This is a genomic window from Rhizobium bangladeshense, assembly GCF_001662075.1.
Taxonomy (GTDB): Bacteria; Pseudomonadota; Alphaproteobacteria; order Rhizobiales; family Rhizobiaceae; genus Rhizobium; species Rhizobium bangladeshense_B.
Genome location: NZ_LYPL01000008.1, coordinates 90,940 through 113,436, shown reverse-complemented (window position 1 = coordinate 113,436; position 22,497 = coordinate 90,940). Strand labels below are relative to the sequence as shown.

Sequence of the window (22,497 nt, the reverse complement as noted above, 5' to 3'; positions counted from 1 at the left end):
CTCCTGGGAGATGAAGAAAGGGACGGCCCTGGTGCGGTCCCATGCTGCTGTCTTTAAACTGCGTCGCATCGAATGGATCGATGCGACGCATTTCAAATCTCTATTTGGCCCAAAACCGCTGCACGCTTTTGGGCGACATGCATTAGTCCGCCGACTTCACGTCGTGAGCGAGCGTATATTTGTCGCCGCGCGGGGTGTAGGACACGGTCTTCTTGGCACCCAGTACGACGTTTTCGTAATGCATCGGGAGGAGCCAGAGGTTGTTGAAGGTCTCGGTCGACAGCTCCTCGAGAAGCGGCGCGCGTTGGGCTTCATCGAGCGTCGAACTGGCCTTGGCCAGCACCTCGTCGATCTTCGCATCGGACACGCCGCCGCCGTTATATCTGCCTGTCCCCTTTTTCTCGTCGCGCGTCGCGACGAGCGCAACAGTCGGATTGGTGGTTTCGCCGGTGTTCACACCCCAGGAGCCGAAATAGGTGCTGTAGGTGCCTTTTGAATAGGCTTCCGAATACATCGACCAAGGCAGGACCTCGACTTTCGATTTGATGCCGATGCGCGTGAACATCTGGCCGACCGCCTGCAGAACTTCGGCATCCTTGACGTAACGGCCAGAGGGACCATGCAAGGTCAGGCTGAAGCCATTGGGATAACCGGCCTCGGCCAGAAGCGCCTTGGCGGCGGCAGGATCATAGCCCACCTTCTCGACTTTTTCGGAATAGCCCGCATAGCCTTGGGCGACGAATTGATCGGCCACCGTGCCGTTCTTCTGCATGACGCGGTCGACGATTGCCGGCCGGTTGATCGACATCAACATTGCGCGACGCACTCGTTCATCCTTGAGCGGGTTCTTGTCGAGATCGGAACCATCCGCAGCCTTCACGAAAGGCGAAACATCACGGCTGACATCCAGGCCAAGATAAACGAAGCGGGAAGACAGGCCGTTGATGATCTGCAGATTATCGCTCGCTTCCACGCGTGCCATTCCATCGGCAGGAAGGGTTTCGACAATGTCGATCTCGTTGGAAAGAAGCGATGCCAGACGGGCGCCGTCATCGGGCAGGAAGCGGAGCGTGACGTTCGACCAGTGCGAGGGGCCGGCGAAATAGCTGTCATTGCGCTTCAAGGTCAGGTTGCTGCCTGGCGAATAGGAGACGAAGGAATATGCCCCGGTTCCGATTGCACACTTGCCGTTGTCGAAATCCTGGACCGGCGCCTCCTTGCAATCGGCGCTGATAATGCGAATTCGGCTGACGGAATTCAGCAGGATCGGATCCGGAACCTTGGTCTCGACGACGATGGTATAGGGATCCGTGGCCGTAACATTGACAATATTGCGGGTGTAGGAAGCAAAGCTCTGGCTGGGCTTGTCGCGGGCACGCAGAAGCGAAGCGATGACGTCATCGGCGTTGAACTCGCTGCCGTCATGGAATTTCACGCCTGTCCGCAACTTGAATTCCCAGTGGGTAGGGTCGACGACCTTCCATTCGGTGGCGAGTTCCGGCGCATTTGCCGACGTTCCCGTGAGGTTTATGAGGCTGTCCCAGATATGGCGCGAGGTCGCGTTGTTTGGCGCCGAACTGTCTTCATGGGGATCGAGCGTCGTCGGCGTCGTCGACATCCCGATCGTCAGCGGGGCCTCCTGTGCGACGACCATTGCAGGAATAGCGATCGTTCCGAGCAGCCCGATCGCTGCCCGCGTCAATGTTTTTGCGGCCATTTCTTCCATCCCGGTTTAGCGTTTTTGGGCCGACCTAATTTGGTCGGTGCGAGCAGGTTCCCGTCCACTCTCGACACAAATTGGTAAGGAGGCCTCAAGGGGCTGTCAAACGCAAAACAAACGCGTTATGATAGGCGTAATTTGAAAAACCGCCATTTTTTCGGAATTCCTCACGGAGAAAACTCTGATCCTATGGACAAAACACCGCCGTCGAAAAGCGATATCGTGCAATCTGTTGATGTCTGCATCGAGGTATTGCTGAATGTCGCTAAAAACCCGGACATCAGACTGACCGAGGTGGCACAGAACATCGGCGAAACCAAGCCGAGAATTTTGCGTATGTTACGCACACTGGAACGGCGCGGCCTAGTGCGGAAGAGCGATACGGGCACCTACCGGCTGGGCACGACTGCGATCATTATCGGAACCGCGGCGTCGACACAGGTTGATCTGGTGCGAATAGCCAATCCTGTTCTCGAAGAAGTCGGCCAGAAGGCGAACGAAACGACCCAACTCAGGATCATCGACAATGGCGAATCCCTGTGTATCGCAAAGTTCGAACCGATGCGCGACTTGCGGGTGCAGGCGATGATCGGTCGAAGACGACCGCTCACGGCAGGCTCGTACAAGGTGCTTCTCGCCTATCTCCAGCCTCAGGTGCAGATGCAAATGATCCCGGAGACCTTGCCCCGGCTGACCAAGCGCACCATCACGGATCGCAGCAAGTTGGTCGCCGAATTGGATAAAATCCGCCGCCAGGGATTTTGTGTGAGTTACGGTGAAGTCAGCGAGCAGCTTGTCTCCGTCTCAGTGCCGGTTCTGGCATTCGACGGATCCGTGATCGCCGCAGTGAATGTCGGCGCACCGGCCTTTCGCACGCAAAAAAGCGACGTCGACCGCTTTATCGTTCTGCTGAAGGAGGCCGCCAGCAAGATATCGGCCCGACTGGGATGGTAGAGGTTTTCGGTTCGACGCCCATTTGGCGAACCAAAGCTCAGCTCGTTTGTTAAGCAAACTTAGGCGAAAAGATCGGGGAGTTCGGAGTGGGCGATGCGTCGCAACCTGACTGTTTCCTCCATGTCTATCGAACGATAAGGAAACCGCAGACGGGTGCTCACGGGTCCAAATTGCCGATGGCGCTCAACAGCTTGTCGAGAGCGGCGTTCGAATTGCCGAATTGCTGGCGGAAGGGGACGAAATGCGCGTCCATGAGTGTGTGCCGCGTTGGATGCGGATCGGTTCAGCAATCTGGTCGCCGATCGTGAAGACGGGATTGAGGCTCGGCATCGGCTCTTGGAATACCATGCCGATGTCGTCGCCCGTGATCCGGCGCATGTTTTCTTTATCGAGGAAGACGACATCGCGGACCACGCCGCCCCTCGTCGTCAGGCGGATCCTGCCTGCGGCGATCACACCGATACGGGTGAGCAGCCATGACCGACAGGCTGGTGACGGACTTGCCGGAGCCGGATTCGCCGACGAGCGCCAGCGTCTCGCCAGCGGCAACTGTCAGGTCGATATCATTGACCGCCGTAAAGCAGTGCGCGCGTGAGCGGCTTCATCGATTTCAATGTCAATGCCGGGTCAGCCTTTCTCGCATCGCCGATAAAGGCTGACCGTAGGATATCTGTCAAATGGTCAGGCTGGTGGTGGCGCGTCGGGCACCGGCTTCGTAGCCATATCCCTCGCGAAAAACGGCGTCCCGGCGAGCGCATTGTCCACTTTCAATTTGGTATTTGTGCGGTTGAACCAAGGCAGAGACCGGGCCGACCCTTGAGGCGCGTGCAACCTCTTTGGGAACGCCGAGCATGCAAAAATCATCGATTAAAAGATGACAAAAATAATCATCTTATGTTGACAAGGCTTTCTTCGCTCCATAGGTTCCGCGCGCATCCATGACGCAGGGACCAAGCAATGGCGCGTGTTTTTTTTAATGTTTCTAATAATGTATCGCGATTTTATAGAGATACCCTATTTGCCACGACGGCGATCGTCCTGACCGGCATCGCGGCATCGCCGGCTTCCGCCCAGAGCGCGACCACTGGCGACACCGCGACGACGCTGGAGCCGATCGTCATCCAAGGTGCAGCCTCTGATAGCAAGACGGACCGGACATCGGTGACCGCCAAAAACAGCGCCGGCGCGACCAAGATCAGCACGCCGCTCGTCGAGACGCCGCGTTCGGTCTCGGTCACCACTGAGAAGGAAATCGAGCAGCGCGGCGCGCAAAGCATTATCGAGGCCGTGCGCTATACGGCCGGCGTGACGACGGGAACGAGCGGCTTCGACCCGCGTTTCGACCAGATCTACATTCGCGGCTACAACGCCACAACGGTCGGCGACTATCGTGACGGATTGCGCCAGCCCTACATCAATTATGGGATGTTCCGCACCGATCCCTATCAGCTGCAGCGCGTCGAGGTGATCAAGGGACCGGTTTCCGTTCTTTACGGTTCCGGTTCGCCGGGCGGCCTCGTCAACAAGATATCGAAGCTTCCGACCGAGGAGCCGATCCGCGAAGTCGGCATTACCTACGGCACCAAGGACCGGGTGCAGGGGATGTTCGATTTCGGTGGGCCGATCAGCGAGGGCAATGACGATTTTCTCTATCGCATCGTCGGTGTCGCCCGCCGCGGCGACACGAATTTCGATATTGCCGACGACCGCTATTTGTTCGCGCCGTCCTTTACCTGGAAACCCGACGAGGGCACCTCCTTCACGGTCTACGGCCTGGCGCAGGCGGACGAGACCGACTCCAACGTCGGCGCGATCACGACCGTAGACGGCCGGATTCTCGATCTCAGGGCGAGCGATCCCGACTACGACTACCAGAAGGTCAAGCAGCAGCAGGTCGGTTATCAGTTCGAGCATGAATTCGACAACGGCCTGACCTTTCGGCAGAACCTGCGTTACTCGCATCTCGATCTGGAGGCTCGCTACCTCGGTGTTACCGGCTGGACCGGCACCGTCGCGCATCGTGGCACCAACGCGATCCGGGACGAAATGAACGTTTTCCAGGTCGACAATCAGCTTGAGGCGAAGTTCGATACAGGTCCGCTTGCGCATACGATGCTGTTCGGGCTCGACTACACCAATCTCCAGTCGAGCTTTGGCTACGGCGCCGGAGCCGCAGATCCGGCATTCGACTTCGATATCGCCAATCCGACCTATGGAGTCTCGGGCGCTACGCCGGATTATAATATATTGGCGTCCGATGCGGATATGCGACAGCTCGGCATTTACGTCATGGACCAGATCGAGGTCGGAAACTGGCGCTTCAACCTCGGCGGTCGGCAGACCTGGGTGAACCAGACGCGAGATTCGACCTTGCCCACGGTCAACTCGGAGGACGTCGACAAAAATGCCTTCTCCGTGCAGGCCGGCGCGCTTTACCTCTTCGACAACGGCATAGCGCCCTTTGCTTCCTACGCGACCTCCTTCGATCCGGTCACCAACCGATCGAGAGCCAACACGATTCTTCCGCCGACGAAGGGCGAGCAATTCGAACTCGGGGTGAAATACCAGCCGCCCGGCTCCGATATCCTGCTCTCGGCTGTCGCCTATCACATCGTTGAGCAAAACAAGCCGAGGCTCGCCGACGTGCTGACCTTCGCCTACGACTCCCAGGGCGAAGTGACGGGAAAAGGTATCGAGCTTGAAGCCCGCGCGGCAATCGCCGACGGCCTCGATATTATTGCCGCCTACACCTACAACGACTCGGAAATAACCGGGGGCAACAACGTTGGAAATACGCCCGCCATCACCCCGACCCATGTTGCGAGCCTTTGGGCGAATTATACCTTCCAGGAAAGCAACCCCTTCAACGGTCTGTCGATGGGCGCCGGCGTACGCTACATCAGCGAGACCTGGACTGATGTCGCCAACACCTCGAAGAATTCCGCAACTTTCTATATGGACGCAGCCCTCGCCTATGATTTTGGGGCCGTCGACAAGAAATATGAAGGACTTACGGCAGCCTTCAACATCCGCAACATCGGTGATGAGCGCGAAACAGTCTGCGAAGAGGGCTTCTGCTACCTCGGCCAGGGTCGCAACATGACCGGCACCCTGAAGTATCGGTGGTAGCACCATGGCGGTAGAGATGAACGGGGCGGTCTCGCGCCCTTCGATCGCCGATCATCCTGTCGCCCACCAGGCCGTCGACCTCGACGGCCTGGTGGGCGATGGTCCGTTCTCTTATTGCCGCGGCAAGCTGCTTGCCTCTGCGCCGCCGACTGGGATTGTCATTCCCTGCAGGGATATCGGCGATCGGGACGTGTTTGACGGCATCATCGCTCGCTATGCCGAAAAATTTCCGGGCAGCGATCGCCGCGCGATCGTCTCCATGTGGACGCTCTATTATTTCAGCATGCTGACGATCGCTCCGAGCGTCCATATGTTCGTGAACCGCATTGCGCTGCCGCTGGAGATCGACCGGCTTTCACTCGTGTATAATGCTGAGACGGGCGAGCCGGAAGCCTTCGTGATGTCCAAAAGCCCGGAGCTTGCCACCGATCCGGCCGGCGAGCTTCACCGCCTGATGCTCGGCCATGCCGAGCCTGTCATCGCGGCGATTGCTGCCAATGCCGGCGTCGCGCCGAAGCTGCTCTGGAATAATGCCGCGGCCTATCTTTCCTGGATCCTCAAAGAGATCGCGCACCGCCACGAGCCCGGCCTTGTCGAAGGTGGTCTGGCGCTGCTCAACGATGCCGAGTGGCCGGGCGGCGGGCGCAATCCAATGTTCGGCATGATCCGCATGGCGCGCCAGCAATGCGGGCTGGAATTCGCCCGCCGCAAGGTCTGCTGCCTGCGCTATAATCTGCCAGGCGTCGGCGGCTGCGGCGAAGCCTGTCCGCTGCCGGACGGGCGGCATTGACGCCGCTTCCAGTCAGGCGGCGTCTGAAATGGTCTTTGTTTGCTCGGCATATCTTGAGGGCGGCAATCCGGCAAAGCGCGTAAATGCCGTGCTGAACGCACTTGCGGAGCCATAGCCGACGCGCTCGGCGATCTCCTGAATTCCGAAATCCTCCTGCCTCAGCAGATTCTTGGCGAGCGCCATGCGCCACGAAATCAGATATTCCATTGGCGCCAGGCCCACAGCGCGACGGAAGCGATTGAAAAACGCCGACCGCGACAGGGCAGCCTCGCCGGCAAGCTGCTCCACCGTCCATTCCCTAGCCGGATTTTCATGCAGCCGCCGAATGGCCAGGGCGAGGCGTGCATCGCTCAGACCCCGCAGGATTCCGAGCGGCGCCTTCTCCCCGGCATTCGAGCGCAGCGCCTCCACAAGCAAGACTTCCAACAACCGCGCCAGGATCATGTTCTTTCCCGGCCGTTCGGCGCGAGCTTCGTCGGTGACGAGCTGAACGATCGTCGACAGTCTGCTGTCGCCGCGGATATGGATGATCCGCGGCAGCAGGGAAACCAGCAGGGCCGCATCAGGCGAGCCGAAAGCGAAGTGGCCGACCAGCAATCGTGCATTCGGAGCCCCTTCGGGATCGCCGTGACGCGTTTCTTCAGGAAGCATGGTGACGGTGATGGGATCGATGCCGGGCGATAATCCGTCGTCGAGGCTCGACATCGTGAAGGCATGGGCCGCCGGGATTAGGATGAAGTCGCCTTCGCGCAGCGTGATCTGCTCGTCCTCCGCGCTCAGCCGCGCAGAACCCTCCAGCACGACGCAGTAGAAAGGCTGGCCCGTTTCCTGGCGCTCAACGCGCCACGTCCCCGCGCCGCTGACGAACTTCGAATAGCGCGCCGCCGGCTGCAGCAGCGTGACCATTTCAGCCAGAGGGTCGCTCATCGATACTCCTGATGATGAAACATGGATGATGCATAATATTCAGTAGCAGTATCGCCGTCTATATCTATCGCTGTCAGCATGGATAGGAGACAGATATGAAGACGGTTCTGGTTACAGGATGCTCGTCGGGGTTCGGGCTGGAAATTGCCAGGTTCTTTCTCGCGCAGGGCTGGAAGGTGATCGCCACGATGCGAACTCCGCGCCAAGGCCTTCTGCCGATCTCGGACCATCTCAAGATCGTTGCGCTGGATGTCACGAGCCCTGAAAGCATCCGAGCTGCGGTTGAGACCGCTGGTCCTGTGGATGTGCTGGTAAACAATGCCGGCATTGGTTGGCTCAACGCGGTTGAGGGAACGCCGATGGAGATCGCCCGCGATATTTTCGAGACGAATACGCTGGGATCGATCGCGATGACGCAAGCGATTCTGCCGCAGATGCGGGAGCGGCAGGAAGGGGTCATCGTCAACGTCACGTCGAGCGTGACGCTCAAGCCGCTCCCGCTCCTCTCGGTCTATACGGCCAGCAAAGCCGCAGTGGACGCCTTCACCGAGTCTGCCGCGCTCGAGCTCGAGCCCTTCAATGTGCGTATGAGGATCGTGCTCCCAGGGCGCGCGCCGGAGACGCGGTTCGGCGATACGGCGCGCTCACGGATTCAACAACAGGGCGGCTTCCCGGAAGCTTATTCGTCGGTCGTCGCAGAAGTGTTCGCGTCGTGGGAGCAGCAGTCGGAGACCGCCCTGACACAGCCCGGCGACGTCGTCGAGGCAGTATGGCGCGCTGCGACCGATCCTTCCTCTCCATTGCGCATCCCTGCCGGGACCGACGCCGAAGCCTTGGGGGGGATGAAGGCGGCGGCCTCTCAAGGCCGCCGGCGCAGAACGAACAGCAGCATCGGCGCCCCGACCAGGGCCGAGATCAATCCCGCAGGGACTTGGTAGGGGAAGGCGATCATGCGTCCGGCCCAGTCGGCAATCACGAGCAGGCTCGCCCCAATCAGCGCAGCGGCGAGAAGCTGGGTCGAGGGACGGCGAAGACCAAACCCATGGGCGAGGTGGGGCGCCATCAGTCCGACGAAACTCAACGGGCCGACCACCAGAGTCGCTGCTGCCGTCATGATCGCAGAGAGACCGAACAGGGCGCCGCGCGCCGGAGCAATCCTGAGGCCGAGTTCGCTCGCCGTTTCCGAGCCGAGCTGCAGCAGGGCTAGCCATCTGCTGGCGAGAAAGGCCGCTATGACACAGGCAAGCGCGATCAGCATGGCGCTTGCGGCAACGCTGTTGTCGACGAAATAGGTCGAGCCCGACATCCAGCGGATCAGCGCCAGGCCGCGCGGATCGCCGCTTGCCGCCAGCACGCCAATCCCGGCATCGAGGATCGCGCCGAAAGCGATGCCGGCGAGCAGAACACGGTTTGGGCCGAAGCCAGAACGAGCGCTCAAGAGGAAGATCAGCAGCAGAACGGCAACAGCGCCGCCGCCGGCAAAGGCAAGCTGGACGGTCAGGCCCGGCGCGGCAAAGGCGAACATGGCGGCTGCGACACCTAGCGTTGCCCCGGCCGAAACGCCGAGCACCTCGGGACTTGCCATTTCGTTTCCGGTCAGCCGCTGCAGGATCAGCCCGGTCACGCCGAGCACGGTTCCGGCTCCGAAGGCGGCGGCGACGCGCGGCAGGCGAAGGGGAAGGATGTCATCCCAGGCGGCGGCCGACAGCCAGACCCAGCTTCCGTCGGGCGCGCGGCCGAAGAAGATCGCTGCCGCTGCCAGGGCGGCGACCGAGAGGAGCAGCAGGCCGAGGGATGCCGTTCGGTTGGCGACCGCAACTCGTGGCGAAGCCATGCCGGGCAGCGCGCGGGTGGCGGTGGCAAGGCGTGGCAGAAGCGCAATCAGGATCGGTCCGCCGAGCAATGCGGTCACCGCCCCGGTCGGCACGAAATCGCCGGGAGCAAGGAGTTTGATGGTCTCATCCGTCAGCAGGAGAAGGCCGGCGCCGGCAATGGGCGACCAGATCAATTGGCTGACGACGCGGCGTGCACCGGCCAGCCGGACGATCTGCGGGGCGGCCAGCCCAATGAATCCGATGACGCCGACAGCACTGGTGACGAGGGCGCTCAGCGCAATTGCGATCGCCACGATGACGCCGCGCGACCATTTGATCGGCAGACCGAGGCTCGTCGCGCCGGCATCTCCGAGCTGGCTCAGCGCCAACGGTCTCGCGGCGAGAAAGGCAAGGCCGGCGAGCAGGGCGACCTTGGGCAGCAGCGATGTCGGGATCGCCCAGCTTTGCTGCGAGAGCGATCCGGCGCCCCAGATGAAGATCCCCGAGAGATATTGATCGTTCATCAGAATGAGAATGGCCGCCGCCGCCCCGCACCACAGGCCGATGATCATGCCCGACAGGATGAGGGAAAAGGGCGAGAAGCCGTGCCGGGCGCTGATCGAGAAGATGGCGAAGGCAGCGGCAGAACTTCCGGCAAGCGCGACCGCATCGCGGCCCCATCCTGTCAGCGACGGAAAGGCGAGCATGACGGATACCAGCGCCAGATTGGCGCCGGCCGAGACACCGAGCGTCGTCGGCGAAGCCAGCGGATTGCGCAGTACCTGTTGCAGGATCGTGCCCGAGAGCGCGAGGGCGGCACCGGTGATCAGGGCTGTGGCCATGCGCGGAAGCGTCGAATAGAGAAGGAGAAGGTGTTGGGCGTCGTATCCGCCTGATGCCTCCAGATGCGGCAGCGCCGGGAGCAGGTCGAGGAGAGCCAGGCCGAGGCTCGAAAACAGCAGCAGCGCCGCGAGCGCGGGCGCGCCGAAGCGGGAAATTTGCGCTGTCATCGGGCGGCAGTCTCCAGAACATCGACCATCAAAGTCGAAAAGCGCAGCGCCTCCTGGACCATTCCAAACATCAGCACGCCCGGAACGACCGAGATCCGCCCCCGCCGGACGAAGGGAAGGCTGGTCCAGAGCGGGCTTTCGGAAAGCCGGGTCAGCACATCGGGCGGAAGCAGCGGCGACACGACGACGAGGTGGGCCTCTTCATCGATCTCGGCGAGTTGTTCCAGGCCGATTGTCTGAAATCCCCAGTAGCTCGCCCCGCCCTTCCAGGCATTCCGCAGGCCGATACGGCGCATGGCGCCGCCGTAAAGCCCGGGGCCGCCATAGATGCGCGCATGCCTCTGGTCGATGAAATTGACGACGGCGACCGGAGGCGCGGACTGGCTTTTTATCTGTTCGCGCTGCTGGCCGAACGTGGCGTCGGCGCGGGCGAGATATGTCTTTGCTTCCGCCTGCCGCCCGATCATGGCGCCGAGACGTAGTGTTTCGGCGTAGGAGCGGTCGAGCGCCTCGCCGTTCTCGGCATAGACGGTGAAGCTTTCCACCGGCGCGATCCGGGACAGTTTTTCATCCAGCGCCGCAAGGAAAGGCGTGCTGAGGATGAGCGATGGCCGCAGACTTGTCAGGACTTCGAGATTGATCTCGGCGGTGGTACCGATATCGACGACGCCTGAGGGCATCGCCGGCTCGACCACCCATTCCGGCCAGTTCCTGAGGGAAGCGATCGCGCGCGGCACGCTGCCGAGTGCCAGCATCGTCGATGCCAGCCCATAGTCGAGCGAAACGATGTTGGCATCGCCGGCGCGTGCGATGGTGGGCGCGCCGGTCATTGCCAGCGCGCCAAGAAGAAAGTCACGTCGTCTCAAAGCGCGGTCCTGCCTGGCTGCGTCTCCGTGAGCGGTTTGACCATGAACAGGCACGGATGGTCCTCATGCCAGAGTTTCGGAAAGACCTCGGCCCTGACGAAGCCGGTCCGGTCATAGAAGCGCCGCGTCGCCTCGAATTGCGGCTCGTCGCGGCCGCGTGGCGCAAGCGTCTTGACCGTCAGCAGCCGGGCGCCCGATTCATGGGCGAAGCGTTCGGCCGCATCGACGAGATGGCGCCCGGCGCCGCGGCCATGATATTCGGGCCGGGTGGCGATCAGCGCGATCTCGACGGCATCAGGCAGGTGCGGCTTCAGGGCGATCATGGCGGTGACGACATCCGCCTCGATATAGCCGAACACCGGCAGTTCCTCGACCGCCTCGGCGCTTGCCTCGATAACTTCGGGCTCCGAAAACCAGTCCGGCAAATCCCCCATGATCGATCGGCAGAGCTCTGCCTTGCCGGTCAGAATCTCGACTGTTCGTCCCATTTTTTTCTCGCCTTCGTTCGGTCGATTTAAACTTGACTCCTGTTATCACCTTAAAATAGACACTGCAATCACATCGTGTAGCTTCCTTCGATAAAGGAATGCCAAGACCGCACCGACCAGCAACGACAGAGCCTGATTTTCCATTTGTAAAAAGGGTACAGGACAATGCGCGCATCGCATCGTGATGTGAACGGAAATGCCGTGGTCAACGCCATGATCGAAAACAAGGATAAGCTCCTCAAAACGATTGAAAGCGTTGTCAAATCAAGATCATATTCTGAGGATATATTTCAGGACGGAGTGATAAAAGCGTACGGGGTCAAGACGGACGACATCCGGTGCCCGATCGGTTACGCATTTCGGATGGTGTATAATCTCGCCCTGGACGAGAGCCGGCGACAACGCCAGCAGGTGAGCAACTATAGGTCGATAGACCAGGTTCAAGAAATGACAGCGCCCATCCCCACCGTGCTCGATCAACTGGTCGCCGCGGAGACCCTGCGCGATGTGCTTGCCTCGCTCGAGGCGCTGCCGAAGCGTACCAACGATGCCTTCATCCGCCATCGCCTGAACGGCGTGCCTCAGAAGGATATTGCGGCCGAGCTCGGCGTCTCCAGGACGCTCGTCAACTTCATGATCAAGGCGGCGGAGCAGCATTGCCATCTGGCAATCACCGAGCCTGCCCGCCCCGATCACGAGCGCCCGCGGGATATCACCGCTTCGCGGCGTGCAGCGCCTGCTGCAAATCGTTCCAAAGCAATTCCGGTTCTTCCAGCCCAACAGCAAAACGGATCGTCTGCTCGCTCACGCCGAACCGGATGAAGGTGGTCATCCGGTCAGGGATCTGCAGCGCGACCTTGGCCGGAACAACCAGCGTTTCCGGTCCTCCCCAGCTGACGCCGAGGCGGATTTCGCGAAGCGCGTTGACGAAGTGTGCGACATCGATATCGGGCGTCAGGTCAAAGGCGAAGAGGCCGGTATAACCCGTGAGCGTCGCCCGCCCGGGATGATCCTGAAAGGCCGGATGGCGAACGCGCGCGATGTCGGGATGCTGCTTCAGCCGATCGGCGAGCAGAAGCCCGCTACGCTCGTGCTCCTCGAGGCGCACACGCAGCGTGCGCATGCCGCGCAGCAGCAGCCAGGCCTCGAAGGGCGAGAGCTTGGCGCCGACATAGGGATAGGAAGTCGAATTGATCTTCGCGATCGCCTCCTTCGTGCCGACGACGACGCCGGCGACCGTATCGCTATGGCCGCCGAGATATTTCGAGGCGGCGTGAATGACGATATCGACGCCATGCTGGATCGGCTTCTGAAAAAGCGGCGTCGCCCAGGAATTGTCGATGATGGTCGTGACGCCGGCCTCTTTCGCCATGGCCGACAGCGCCACGATGTCCTGAAGCTCGAAGATGAAGGAAGCCGGGTTTTCGAGATAGAGCAGCTTGGCGCCCGGCAGCGCCTTGCGCACCTCGTCATGATCGGAGGGATCGACGAAATCGACGGTGACGCCGAGCCTGCCGAGCAGCTTCACCAGAAGTCGGTAGACGTCATTATAGAGGTGGCGGACGGCAACGACGCGGTCGCCCGCTTCCACCAGGCTGAGAATGGTCGCGGTGATGGCGGCCGTTCCGCTGGAAAAGGCGCGCCCGTCTTCGGCGCCCTCGAGGCGGGCGACCAGCAGCTCGAATTCGCGGACGGTCGGATTGTCGCCGCGCGAATAGATGAAGTTGCGCGTCCGGCCGGCAAAGACATCCTCCATCGCCTCGTAGCTGTCATAGGTGAAGAGCGAGGTCTGGAAGATTGGCGGCGAGACGGCGTTGAAGGCGGCCGGATCGACGGGGGTGAAGAGATCGTCGGCGGCCGCATGGGCGCCAAGGTCGCGGGGGCTGAACGACTGGTTCATGATAATCCTCTCATGGACAAAAGCTGGGATAGGGATTGAGGGCGGCGAGATCGTCGGCCGAGCGCTGCCGGAGCGCGCTGAGCGATCTCGCTAGCCAGAAGCATGACAGCAGGCCGGTCAGCGCCGAGGCCAGGAACATGGCTGCGAGCAGGCCGGAGAAGCCGAAGAAGGGCGGCAGGAGCGCGAGCAGCGGAAAGAGAAGATACCCGTTCTGCGCCAGGCCGACGGCAAACGCGGCTTTCGGCCTGCCCTGAGCCTGGAAGAGGATCAGCAGGGTCTGCCTGAGGCCGAACAGCAGGAAGGGAAGATGGGTTGCAATGATTGCCTGGCCGGCGATCGTAAGCACGGAAGCTTCGTCGGTGAAGAACGAGGCAAGGCGCTCGGAAAAGATGATCGCCGTCAGTCCATAGACCCCGCCGACCGCGCTCGTGACCACGGAAAGCATACGGGCCGCCGCCAGGACCCGGGATATATCCCCGCGGCCCCAGGCAAAGCTCAGGATCGACTGCGCGCCCAGCGAAATGCCGATGACCGGGAGTGCGCCGACCGCAAGCAGCCGCAAGGCGATGCCGACACCGGCAATGCCGTCTTCACCGTGATAGGTGCCGGCGACCGATAGCATCGCGGCAATTGCGCCAGCCGTTGCGAGGCTCGTCAGCGTCGTCGGCGCGCCGACCGCAAGGACCGGCCTGAGACGTTTGATATCGGCGAACCGCCAGCCGAGCGTTAGCCGGATCGTCCCGAGCCGCCTCGCATGATGGGCGCCGTAGATTGAGAGTGCCACGAGTTGGGAGAGAATGGTTGCCATCGCCACGCCCTGTAGGCCGAGACCGAAGCCGAAGATCATGATCGGGTCGAGAATGATGTTCAGCGCGAAGCAGGCGACCAGCGTCCACATGCTGAAGCGTGCATTGCCCTCGGCGATCGCCAGGAAATCGAGAATGATCTGCGCCATCGTCAGCGGTATCGAGACCGCGATGATGAGGAGATAGTGCTGCGCGAGCGGCTCGATGGCTGATGTGGCGCCGAACAGCAGAACCGAGGGAAAGGCGACGATCGCCACCGCGCTCGCCGCGCCGAAGCCGATGCCGGCGGCAAGGCTGACCGAGGCGAGGGTGCTGGCTCTCGACCGGTTGCCGGCGCCGAGCGCGCGTCCGACCTCGGTCGCGACGCCGACGCCGATGCCTTCGCCGAAAGCGGCGACGAGCATGAGGATCGGCAGAACGATCATGATCGCGGCGATCTGGTCTTCGCCGATCATGCCGACGAAGACCATGTTGATCGTGTGATGCGCGGCGTTGATCGACAGGCCGAACATGGCTGGGAGCCCGAGCCGCAGCAGCAGCCTGAACAATTGCGGGCTGGCAAGATCCTCCGGCGCAAGCCGCCGCTTCCGCAGGCTGCCGCTCATTTCGCTCATGTCGTTCATGATGCGGGCACCCAGAGGTGATCGCCGAAGAAGCGCTCGCGGCTCAGCATGACGAGCAGCGCCCGCTTATGCGGAAAATCGAAATGCTTGATCTTGGCGAAGCCCGAGCGGTCGAGATTGCGGATCTGCTGCTCGTGGCTGGCGCGCGGCTCGCCGACGATGCGCTGGGTGCGGGGATCGTCGAGGAAGATGAAATGCATCAGCGAGGGAAGCCAGGCGCTGATCCATTTCTTGCCGCGATAATCCGGCTCGCCGATCGCGACATGCCATCCGCGATCGTAATCGTCGGCATCGTAGAAGGCACCGAGCCGGTTCTCCTTGGCCCAGTAGACTTCGAAATAGCCGAAGGGGATATCGGCAAAACTGCCGATCAGCGGCAGCACATGCGGATCGTCGAGCCGCTCCTCTAGGATCTCGCGGTGCTTGTCGAGCGAGCCCGCATCCTCCCAGACCGTGTTGACCTGCTCGTCGTTCATCCAGCGGTGAAAGGCGGCTAGATCGGTCTCGGGATCAGCCACTCGGAAGCTGATGTCCCGCTCCAGCCAGGGAATGAACCGCTGGTAGACGGTGCCCTTCGGCTTCGCCGGCCGGCGCGGATGATAGCGGCCCGCGGTCATTTCCTGCACGGGCGGCAGCGGATAGGTTAGCTGCGGCAGCCACAGCGATGGCCATTGCCAGAGGATCGCGGAATCGAGCTTTCCGGTGCTGGAAATATGCTGGGGAAGGCTTGCCTGATGTCCTTCGAAGGTGATCGATTTGATCGACCGGTCCTGCGCCGTTAACGCTTCGGCGGCAGCCATCAGAAGCTCCGCCGATTGCGGGGGCTCGCCGTGGTAGAAGGTGATCGTTGCGATGCCGGCCTCGACCTCGAAGGCGGCCTCGTGGTGTCCGTGCGCGGTCTTCAGGTAGACGAGATTGGGGGCGAGCCTGATGTAGCTCCGCGACTGCAGAGCCCGCCTCTGTTTGGCGGCGTCGAAATCCATGATGTTCTCCTTGATCGGCAGGACTTTTGACGCTGTGAGCATGAAGCCCGCTCCTGTGCCGATTTGGTAGAATGACGATCCATCTCCGCCCCGATTTAGGGTTAGGCGAAGAAAAAAATTCTCAGCAATTTTCTAAACTCCGGCCTGCGGGATCCGTCATTTGCGCATGACATCCATCTCTGCAGGAGCTTCGAATGGACAATCTTGAACCCCGCGACAATCTCTGGATCGTCGTCTTCGACACCGAGCGCCACTACTCAGTCTGGCCGCAGGACAAGCGGATTCCGGCGAGCTGGGAGGCCGTCGGTTTTGCCGGTTCGCGCCAGGAATGCCTAGCCCATATCCGCGAGATCTGGACCGATCCCCGCCCGCTCTCCCTGCGCTCGGCAATGGCCGGCGATGCGCGTCTCTGAAAACCTGTGGATGGCAAGATGAACAAGCAGATCACCAATTTCGCCGATGCCCGCCCGACTGACGCAGTGGATGCCGTCTTCGAGAGTTTTCCGCTGACGATCGCGCAGAAGCGCATCTGGTCGCTGGAGCAGATCGGCAATTACACCGTCTTTCCCGATCAGGTCATCGGGCTGCGGTTGAGTGCTGCGATCGACGTCGAGACGATTGCCGACGCCTGCCGGACGCTCGTGGCGCAGAATCCGTCGCTTGCCTCCCGTTTCCGCCGGCTGGCGGGCGGCCGCATCGAGCAATATCGCGGCGCGTCGAACGCGGTGCCGATCGAGATCCTCGGCAAGGATGCGGCCGTTTCCGAGCCCGATGCAGCGGCTGCACGGAAGGCTTTCCGTGACAAGCGCTTCGATCTCTTGGAGGCCCCCGGCGCGCGCATCCAGATCATCCGGCTTGCCCAGAGGCAGTCGCTGCTGACGATCGTGCTGCATCCGATCATCTGCGACGACCGCGAAAAATCCGCTCTTGCCGGGTCGCTGGCCCGCATCCTCGACGGCGAACCCGCCGGCGACGTGCAGCCGATGGAAATCGCGGCCGGGACGCGGGAGGCCGATTGGCTAGAGACGGATGAGGCGCGGCAAGCGCTTGCCCATTGGCGCGATGCGATCGGCCTCGATTATGCGGCCTCGACCTTCCCGACCCGTTTCAACAGCGGCGGGCTGGCAGGCGTGGCGCGCGCCGAGCACCGGTTTTCAATCGAGCCCGGCCTCTGGGGCAAACTTGAACGGCATGCTGGGGCTAAGGGCGTTCAGGTCGAGCGCGTGCTTCACGCGGCTTTCTGCGCTCTGCTGGCGCGCTACAGCGGCAACTATGCCCTGCTGACCGGCCTGCTCGTCGCGAGGCCCCGCACCGAACATTTCGCCAGCCGCGGCCGCGCCGAACAGGTTCTTCCCCTCGTCCTTTCGCTGACCTCCAGGCACTCGCTCGACGACGTCGTCGCGGCGATCTTGTCGGTGACGGAGGAGGGGCTTGCCCGCCTCGTGCCGCTGGAGCGCATCACGCAGGAGCTGGTCGTCGACGAGGCCGCCGCCCAGGAGGCCGTGGTCAAGGCCTTGTTCGAATTCCGCGAGCCCTATCCCGTCGCAAGGCAGGGGACGAACCTGGAGCCGCCGGGCGCACGCGCCGACAGCGAGCTTTCCCTCGTGATCGAGGCGCGTGCCGATGGCGCCGCGCACGGTCTGATCGACTATGCCGGGGATCTCTATGACGGCGCCCTGATTGCCCGTGTCTCCCGACATTTTTGCCTGGTGCTGGAGCAGATCGTCGCGAAGCCGGATCTCAGGATCAAGGATATCGAACTCATGGGCAGCGACGAGCTCGACTGGCTGTCGGCGCCCTATGAGGATGACGTCGTCAATGACGACAGGCCGGTGCACGAGCTGATTGCTGCCCATTCGCGCCGCACGCCGGACAAGACCGCCATCGTCTATGGCGACGAGGAATGGAGCCATGGCTGGCTGGAGGCGAGCACCAACCGCCTCGGACATCGGCTGCGACAGCTCGGCGTCCGCGCCGAAGTGACGGTCGCGATCTTCATCAAGCGCTCGCCGGAGGCGATCGTCGGCATCCTCGCGACGCTGAAGGCCGGCGGCGCCTATATTCCTGTCGAGCCTGACCATCCGCCCGCGCGCAACCACCACATCCTGCGCGATGGCGGCGTCAAGATCGTGCTCACCCATAGCTGGCTGCGCCACCGCCTGCCGGAAGAACTCGACGCGACCGTCCTCGAACTCGACAAGCTCGATCTCGACGGCGAGCCGGATACGCCGCTCTATGTCCCCACGCACAAGGACCAGCTCGCCTATGTCATGTACACCTCGGGATCGACGGGATTGCCGAAGGGCGTCGCCGTCGAGCACGGGCCGCTGACGCACCATCTGCAGAATACCTCGCGCGTCTATGGCATGAGCTCGCAATCGCGCGAGCTGCCTTTCCTGCCCTTCAGTTCGGACGGCGGCCATGAGCGGTGGATGAACCCGCTGATGGAAGGCGGCAGCATCATTCTTCCCGACCAGCCGCTGTGGACGCCGGAAGAGACGCTGACGGCAATGCGCAAGCATGGCGCCAACAATGCGAGCATCCCCACAACCTATCTGCAGCAGCTGGCGGAATGGGCTGATAGCACCGACGGCGCGCCGCCGATGCGGCTCTATTCCTTCGGCGGCGAGGGCCTGGCGCAGTCGACCTTCGATCTTCTGTCGCGGGCGCTGAAATCGGAATGGCTTATCAACGGCTATGGTCCCACAGAAACGATCATGACGCCGATGGTCTGGAAGGTCAGGGCCGGCACGAAGTTCCAGGGCGTCTATGCCCCGCTCGGCCGCGCGGTGGGGCTCAGGCGCGTCTATGTGCTTGATCCCGATCTCAACCTGTGCCCGATCGGCGTGACCGGGGAACTCTATATCGGCGGCGAGGGCATTGCGCGCGGCTATCTCGGCAAAGCGGATACGACGGCCGACCGCTTCATCCCCGACCCCTTCTCCAAGGACGGCGGCCGGCTCTATCGTTCCGGCGATCTGACGCGTTGGCGTGAGGACGGAACGGTCGAATTCGTCGGCCGCGTCGACCATCAGGTCAAGCTGCGCGGCTACCGCATCGAACTCGGTGAGATCGAAGCCGCACTCCTCCAGCAGCCCGGCGTCGGCGAAGCCCTGGTCGTGCTGCGCGATGACGAGGCCGGCGGCGAAAAGGCGCTGGTCGCCTATGTCGTTCCTAAGAAGGATGAGAAGCTGAACGTCGAGACGGTCCGCTCCGGCCTCGAACGCAGCCTGCCGTCCTACATGGTGCCGGCGGCCGTGGTCGAACTGGAAAAGATGCCGACCAATCCGAACAGCAAGCTCGACCGCTTCGCGCTGCCGGCGCCGCAGCCGGTCAAGCGCGCCATCGTCGAGCCGGCGACCGCGCTTGAAGAAGAGGTGCTGGATGTCTGGCGCCAGGTTCTCAAGCTGGAAGCGATCAGCGTCGAAGATAATTTCTTCGCGATCGGCGGCAATTCGCTCGGCGCGATCCGCATCCTGTCGCTGCTTCGCCAGCGCCGGCCGAAGGTGCCGCTGACCGTCGCCGATATCTTCAATAACCCGACCATTCGCGCCTTCGCCGGCGTGATGGAGCAGGGGGAGGAGCGGGATCTCTCCGAGGTGATCGTGCTGCGCGCTTCCGGCGCCAAGCCGCGGCTCTATTGCTTCCCGGGGCTTCTGGTCAGCACCCGCGAATATGTGAAGCTTGTCGATTATCTCGGCGCTGATCAGCCGGCAACCGGCTTCATTTGCCATTCGCTTTCCGAAAAGAAGGAAGTCGGCGCGCCGATCGAAGAGATCATCGAGAGCTATGTCGATTATATCGGGACGCATAGCAAAGGTGCGCCCTGCACTTTCCTCGGCTGGTCCTGGGGCGGGCTTCTCGCCTATGAGGCCGCCCGCACTCTCGGCAACGACGTCGACGTCAGGATGATAGCGATGGTCGACGTTTGCGATCTCGGCTCGGAATTCGCGATCGGCGCCAAGCCGCGGTTCCGGCCCGGCGAACGCGACGCGCTGCATCGGGACGTACAAGCATGGCTCCAGAAAACGGCGATGCGCCCCGAATGGGACCGGCTGCTTTCGACCATGGACGCGGATACTTACGAGCAGTTCCTGCGCTTCGTCGGCGACGAGAAGGATCCGCTGCCGACCGACGGGCCTGACATCAGCAGCCGCGAACATACGTTCTGGGTGCTGATCGACAACGCCCTGATCTTCCGCAAGCATCGGCTCGTTCCCCATGACGTGCCGATCTATCCCTGGGCGGCCGACGACAGCCTCAACCGCGGCCTCAACCTGATCGATTGGCGCCGCCTGTCGCCGCGGGCGCATGCGGCCGAGATCATCACCGGCACCAACCACCTGCACATGATCGGGTCTCCCGCCTTCCACTCAAGGCTTGCCCTGCGTCTCAAGGAAACAGAGAAGGATAACGCATGACCGTCGCTTTTACCCGCAGGGATGCCCTGAACGACCCGCTCGATCTTGCCGGCATCGGCATCGGTCCCTCAAATCTGAGCCTTGCCTGCCTGCTGGAATCCGTGCCCGAGGTGCGCAGCCGCTTCTTCGAGCGGCGGGGCGCCTTCGACTGGCATCCCGGCATGATGATGCCTGGCGTCGAGCTGCAGTCGTCCTTTCTGAAGGACCTCGTCACCCCGGTCCTGCCGACCAGCCGCTGGTCGTTCGTCTCCTATCTGGTGGCGCACAAGAGGCTCTACGCCTTCCTGAACGCCAATTATGAGGCTGTACCCCGGCAGGAATTCGCGCGTTATCTCGCCTGGGTCGCCAATGGCGTCCACAGCCTGCGATACGCAATGGAGATCCGCGACGTCGAGCACTGTGACGATCGCTTCGTCCTGCGCTTCGACAACGGCCAGGAAGAAGCACGCAACCTGGTGATTGGCACGGGATCTTCGCCCTTCGTGCCCGACTGGGCGAAGCCCTTCCTTGGGGCCGATTGCTTCCATAACAGCGAGGCCAAGTCGCGTCTCAAGGATCTTCGCGCCGCCCGCATCGTCGTGGTCGGCGGCGGCCAGAGCGGCGGTGAAGTCGTCGAGGCGCTGCTTGGCGATCCCGGTTCGATGACGGAGCTGACCTGGATCAGCAGGCGCCACAATTTCGAGCCGATCAACGACACGCCGTTTTCGAACCAGGTCTTCTCGCCGGAATATGTGCAGGCCTATCTGAAGCTCAGCGGTGAGCAGAAGCAGGCGGCGCTGAGGAACTCGATCCTGACCAGCGACGGCCTGTCGATCTCGACGATCCACTCGATCTATCGCCGCCTCTACGCGCTGCGTTATCTCGATCAGAGCACGCTGAACGCATCTCTGTCGCCGAACCGCGACGTGATCCAGATGGAGCGGAACGGCAATGCCTATCGGCTGATCGTCCGCAACCACTTCGACGGCGGGATCGAGGTGCTGCATGCCGATGCGGTGGTGCTGGCAACCGGCTACAGGTTCCGATTGCCGGATGCGCTCGGCTCGCTCGGCGAAAGGATAAGCCTCGACAGAAACGGCTATCCCACCTTGAACGACGACTACACCATGCAGTGGACTGGCCCGAGGGCCAACCGGCTGTTTGCGCAGAATGCCGGCCGGTACTCGCACGGCATCGCCGACTCTCAGCTCAGCCTGATGGCCTGGCGCAGCGCCAAGATCGTCAACGCGCTTCTCGGCCGGCAGCATTTCGATGCCGAACCGGACAATGCGCAGCTGGTCTGGGCGACGGAGGCAGCTTCCGCCATGCCGCATCAGCTCCGGGCCGGCTATTCGGACGGCATGTTGTCGTCCTGAAACGTCAGGACATGAATGCCGGGGGCACAGGAATGTGAGCGGACGGCCAGCGCGACGACGTGCCGGCTGCCGCTCTCGATCAGGCGGTGATGCCATTGCCGGTCCGGTTCGCCGCTCTGAACCATGACAGGGATGCCGTCCTGCCAGGAAAAGGCGACGCTGCGCGGATCCTGGCGCAAGCCCACCCCGAGTGCCTTGAGATGGCTCTCCTTGAGCGTCCAAAGGGCAACGGCCGCACGCGGCCGTTCGCCCGCAGGCACTTGATCGCGCCAACGCCGTTCGTCCGGACTGCAATAGCTCTCCAACGCGGCCGCTTCGATTTCGGCGTCGGCGCGTTCACAGTCGATGCCGATGCGCTCGCATCCTGAAGCGATGGCGACCGCCACCAGCCCGTCGGCATTGGAAAGGCTGAATTGCAGCCTATTGCGACCCTCGACTGTCAGCTTGCCGCACGCATCCGCCCGCAAAACGAGCTCGTCAGGCGGAGTTTGCGCGTGCGCGCTCAGCAGTTGCCGCAGCAGATAGCGGCCGGCGATGAACGAGGTCCGGTCGCGTTCGAAGCGATAGGTCGCGGCGCGCTCCCGCTCATTCGAGGACAGCGACCGCGTCCAGCGCTTCTCATCGCTCCCGTTCTTCGGATATTGCCAAAGCACGACATCGATGGCGGCCGGTTGATTGTCTGATTGCTGCATCAGGCCAGTATGCGTACCG

General features: G+C 62.1%; 17 protein-coding genes and 2 pseudogenes. 8 read left to right on the top strand and 11 right to left on the bottom strand.

The window, feature by feature from the left end; translation table 11 throughout:
* Positions 1–142: 142 nt before the first annotated feature.
* Positions 143–1,717, bottom strand: a complete 1,575-nt coding sequence (locus A7X77_RS17275) for an ABC transporter substrate-binding protein (protein ID WP_064684080.1) — start codon at positions 1,715–1,717, stop codon at positions 143–145.
* A 192-nt stretch (positions 1,718–1,909) separates the two neighbouring features.
* Here A7X77_RS17275 and A7X77_RS17270 point away from each other — a divergent pair, with 192 nt between their 5' ends.
* Entirely contained in the window at positions 1,910–2,674 is a 765-nt protein-coding gene (locus A7X77_RS17270) for an IclR family transcriptional regulator (protein WP_064684079.1), read from the top strand.
* 59 nt (positions 2,675–2,733) lie between these two features.
* On the opposite strand, the pseudogene A7X77_RS33980 reads toward A7X77_RS17270, so the two are convergent.
* Both A7X77_RS33980 and A7X77_RS32425 read right to left on the bottom strand, forming a co-directional pair.
* Positions 2,734–2,927: pseudogene (locus A7X77_RS33980) on the bottom strand (dihydrodipicolinate synthase family protein); the annotation flags it as partial.
* A gap of 5 nt (positions 2,928–2,932) precedes the next feature.
* Positions 2,933–3,257: pseudogene (locus tag A7X77_RS32425) on the bottom strand (ATP-binding cassette domain-containing protein); the annotation flags it as partial.
* Positions 3,258–3,631: 374 nt separating this feature from the next.
* Between A7X77_RS32425 and A7X77_RS17260 the strand changes: the two are divergent.
* Together A7X77_RS17260 and fhuF are read left to right on the top strand one after the other, a co-directional pair.
* Entirely contained in the window at positions 3,632–5,803 is a 2,172-nt protein-coding gene (locus A7X77_RS17260; protein ID WP_064684077.1) for a TonB-dependent siderophore receptor, read from the top strand.
* Positions 5,804–5,807: 4 nt separating this feature from the next.
* Positions 5,808–6,593, top strand: coding sequence for a siderophore-iron reductase FhuF (gene fhuF / locus A7X77_RS17255; protein ID WP_064684076.1), 786 nt, complete (start codon positions 5,808–5,810; stop codon positions 6,591–6,593).
* Positions 6,594–6,605: 12 nt separating this feature from the next.
* Here fhuF and A7X77_RS17250 read toward each other — a convergent pair whose 3' ends face one another.
* Complete coding sequence (locus tag A7X77_RS17250; RefSeq protein WP_064684075.1) at positions 6,606–7,520, bottom strand: AraC family transcriptional regulator; 915 nt, start codon at positions 7,518–7,520, stop codon at positions 6,606–6,608.
* A gap of 95 nt (positions 7,521–7,615) precedes the next feature.
* On the opposite strand from A7X77_RS17250, the gene A7X77_RS17245 reads away from it, so the two are divergent.
* The gene (locus A7X77_RS17245) at positions 7,616–8,458 is read left to right on the top strand and encodes an SDR family oxidoreductase (protein ID WP_245293762.1); all 843 of its coding nucleotides are present in this window, start codon (positions 7,616–7,618) and stop codon (positions 8,456–8,458) included.
* Here A7X77_RS17245 and fhuB read toward each other — a convergent pair.
* The 3 genes from fhuB to A7X77_RS17230 are packed head-to-tail and all read right to left on the bottom strand — an operon-like array spanning position 8,380 to position 11,698.
* Positions 8,380–10,344 (bottom strand): Fe(3+)-hydroxamate ABC transporter permease FhuB, encoded by a 1,965-nt coding sequence (gene fhuB / locus A7X77_RS17240; protein WP_064684074.1) that lies wholly within the window; start codon positions 10,342–10,344, stop codon positions 8,380–8,382. The genes A7X77_RS17245 and fhuB overlap by 79 nt on opposite strands.
* Positions 10,341–11,174, bottom strand: a complete 834-nt coding sequence (locus A7X77_RS17235; RefSeq protein ID WP_064684073.1) for an iron-siderophore ABC transporter substrate-binding protein — start codon at positions 11,172–11,174, stop codon at positions 10,341–10,343. Before A7X77_RS17235 ends, fhuB begins: the two co-directional genes overlap by 4 nt.
* Before the next feature lie 32 nt (positions 11,175–11,206).
* Complete coding sequence (locus A7X77_RS17230) at positions 11,207–11,698, bottom strand: GNAT family N-acetyltransferase (RefSeq protein ID WP_064684072.1); 492 nt, start codon at positions 11,696–11,698, stop codon at positions 11,207–11,209.
* Positions 11,699–11,863: 165 nt separating this feature from the next.
* Between A7X77_RS17230 and A7X77_RS32420 the strand changes: the two genes are divergently transcribed.
* Positions 11,864–12,520, top strand: coding sequence for a sigma-70 family RNA polymerase sigma factor (locus A7X77_RS32420; protein ID WP_082928827.1), 657 nt, complete (start codon positions 11,864–11,866; stop codon positions 12,518–12,520).
* Here the strand turns inward: A7X77_RS32420 and A7X77_RS17220 are convergent.
* From A7X77_RS17220 to A7X77_RS17210, 3 genes are read right to left on the bottom strand one after another with little or no spacing between them, the layout of a single operon-like run.
* Complete coding sequence (locus A7X77_RS17220) at positions 12,411–13,598, bottom strand: PLP-dependent transferase (protein ID WP_064684071.1); 1,188 nt, start codon at positions 13,596–13,598, stop codon at positions 12,411–12,413. The two genes, A7X77_RS32420 and A7X77_RS17220, sit on opposite strands and share 110 nt — an antisense overlap.
* A gap of 10 nt (positions 13,599–13,608) precedes the next feature.
* Positions 13,609–15,027 carry an MATE family efflux transporter gene (locus tag A7X77_RS17215; protein ID WP_064684070.1) on the bottom strand — a complete coding sequence of 473 codons (1,419 nt, stop codon included), beginning with the start codon at positions 15,025–15,027 and terminating at the stop codon, positions 13,609–13,611.
* Positions 15,024–16,010 carry a GNAT family N-acetyltransferase gene (locus A7X77_RS17210; protein WP_197486856.1) on the bottom strand — a complete coding sequence of 329 codons (987 nt, stop codon included), beginning with the start codon at positions 16,008–16,010 and terminating at the stop codon, positions 15,024–15,026. Before A7X77_RS17210 ends, A7X77_RS17215 begins: the two co-directional genes overlap by 4 nt.
* Positions 16,011–16,204: 194 nt before the next feature.
* On the opposite strand from A7X77_RS17210, the gene A7X77_RS17205 reads away from it, so the two are divergent.
* Genes A7X77_RS17205 through A7X77_RS17195 form a run of 3 tightly spaced genes read left to right on the top strand, consistent with a single transcriptional unit; the run spans position 16,205 to position 21,786 of the window.
* The gene (locus A7X77_RS17205; protein ID WP_064684068.1) at positions 16,205–16,423 is read left to right on the top strand and encodes an MbtH family protein; all 219 of its coding nucleotides are present in this window, start codon (positions 16,205–16,207) and stop codon (positions 16,421–16,423) included.
* Between the two features lie 18 nt (positions 16,424–16,441).
* Positions 16,442–20,431 (top strand): non-ribosomal peptide synthetase, encoded by a 3,990-nt coding sequence (locus A7X77_RS17200; RefSeq protein WP_064684229.1) that lies wholly within the window; start codon positions 16,442–16,444, stop codon positions 20,429–20,431.
* The gene (locus A7X77_RS17195; protein ID WP_064684067.1) at positions 20,428–21,786 is read left to right on the top strand and encodes a lysine N(6)-hydroxylase/L-ornithine N(5)-oxygenase family protein; all 1,359 of its coding nucleotides are present in this window, start codon (positions 20,428–20,430) and stop codon (positions 21,784–21,786) included. Before A7X77_RS17200 ends, A7X77_RS17195 begins: the two co-directional genes overlap by 4 nt.
* On the opposite strand, the gene A7X77_RS17190 is transcribed toward A7X77_RS17195, so the two are convergent.
* A complete protein-coding gene (locus tag A7X77_RS17190; protein ID WP_064684066.1) occupies positions 21,759–22,478 on the bottom strand; it encodes a 4'-phosphopantetheinyl transferase family protein in 720 nt (239 codons plus the stop codon). The genes A7X77_RS17195 and A7X77_RS17190 overlap by 28 nt on opposite strands.
* Between the last annotated feature and the right edge of the window lie 19 nt (positions 22,479–22,497).